At 69.9% G+C, this 1,795-nt stretch carries 1 protein-coding gene and 1 pseudogene; both read left to right on the top strand.

Features of this window, described 5'->3' with window-relative positions; translation table 11 throughout:
- Positions 1–225: pseudogene (locus ACXJKR_RS31375) on the top strand (hemolysin secretion protein D); the annotation flags it as partial.
- Positions 226–466: 241 nt separating this feature from the next.
- The coding region (locus tag ACXJKR_RS31370) for a TolC family protein (RefSeq protein WP_457326184.1) at positions 467–1,795 on the top strand (1,329 nt) is incomplete at its 3' end.

The following is a 1,795-nucleotide window of genomic DNA, read 5'->3' as shown; positions in this document are numbered from 1 at the left end:
ACCTACATGAGCCCCGACGCCGTCACCGAGGGCGACAAGAGCGGCGAGGGCCATTACCGCGTCATCGTCACGTCCGAGCGCAACAACCTCAAGTACAAGGGCGAGAAGCTGCCCGTCATCCCGGGCATGACGTCGCAGGTGGAGATCAAGACCGGCGAGCGCTCGGTGCTGAGCTATCTGCTGCGGCCGATGATGAAGTCGCAGGAAGCGCTGCGCGAGAGGTAAAGCTGCCCCTCGCCCAGTCTCGCCTGCTGAACGCGGCGAGCTTGGTCGGTCCCCCGGGGGGACGGCGATGCTTGCCGGATCAACCGGCAAGCACATCGCCAAGAGGGCCGGCTCGGGAGCGGCCCAGCGCTCGGCCCGTAGAACAGCAGGGCCGCCTTCGAGAGAGCGCTGAACAAGGGCCGGCGCGGGCCCGCTTTTCCGGGCTTTGGGAAAGGGGTCGGAATGGTCTAGTGACGGGGCCATGCTGTACCCGCTCCGCCCCCTCATCGTTCTCGGCTTCGCCGCCTTCGGTTCACTCGCGCTGGCGCAGACGCGCCCGCCCAAGACTGTTGCGCCGCCGCCGGCGGTCGAGGTGCCTGCGTCCCAAGGCCGCTGCAACGAGGACGACGCTGGCCTGTCGCGCCTGGGCCGCGACATGAGTGCCCTCGAAACCCAGACCGGCGACCCGCGCGCCGCGCTGCAAACACTGATCAACGCAACGCTGTCGCGCAGCAAGGCCCTGGGCGCCGTGCGCCTGCTGGCCGATGCCGCCCGATCGGACGTCGAAGAGACGCGTGCACTGGGCCTCCCGACGGCCAACCTCACCATCAGCACCAACGGCGTGTACCAGAACGTCGGCGGCGTGACCGTCGGCCGGGGTGGCCAAGCCGGTGCGACGCTCTCGGCCGGCATGCCGGTCTGGGACTCCGGCCGCGTCGCCAAGCTGACCGATTGGCGCAAGGAGCTCGCCGAAGTCRCAGCCCAAGGCCAGCGCAGCGCCGAGGAGCAGCTGTCGCTGAACGTCGTCACGCTGGCGCTGGACCGCAGCCGCTACGTGCTGCAGGGCCAGGTCTACACCCAATACGTGCGCAAGATGGCCTGCCTGGTCGACGCGCTGGAGATCATCACCAAGGCCGACCGCGGCCGCGCCAGCGAGCTGGTGCAGGCGCAGAAGAGCCTGCAGCAGGCCGACCTGTCGCTGGAGCAGACCATGTCGGCCCTGCGCCAGACGGAGGTGCGCATGAAGCGCCTGGTGGGCGAGCCCCTGCCGCCCAGCATCGGCATGACGGCCCAGCTGTCCGTGATGCCCGACCTGGAGCAGATGCAGAGCGACATCCTGCTCGGCGCCGACGTCGCCCAGGCCGAGGCCCAGGCGCGCTCGCAGCGCAGCTTTGCCGAGTCCGTCATTGCGGGCCAGAAACCGACGGTCAACCTGACCGGCAGCGCCAGCGCGATGTTCCGCAGCGGCCCCGGCGAGTCGCGCTCCAACGACGTTGGCGCCGGCGTGTCCGTCACCATCCCCATCCTCCAGCCCGGCGCCCACGCCCAGGCCAGTGCCGCCGTGCAGCGCTACCGGGCCACCGTGCTGCAGCGCGACGAGGCCATCGAGGCCAAGCGCTACCGCCTCTTGGAGATGAACGAGGTCGGCACTTCCACGCTGGATCGCGCCCGGCGCATCGTCGAGATCCTGCGCAACAGCGACCGCGTGCGCGCGTCGACGCTGCAGCAGTGGCAGCAGCTCGGCCGCCGCTCGCTGTTCGACGTGATGGCCGCCGAGGGCGACTACTACTCGATGCGGGTCGCCCATGTG

The sequence above is a fragment of the Roseateles sp. P5_E11 genome (genome assembly GCF_054049355.1).
The sequence above is the reverse complement of the archived record's forward strand: the minus strand, read 5'-3'. Positions and strand labels throughout refer to the sequence as shown.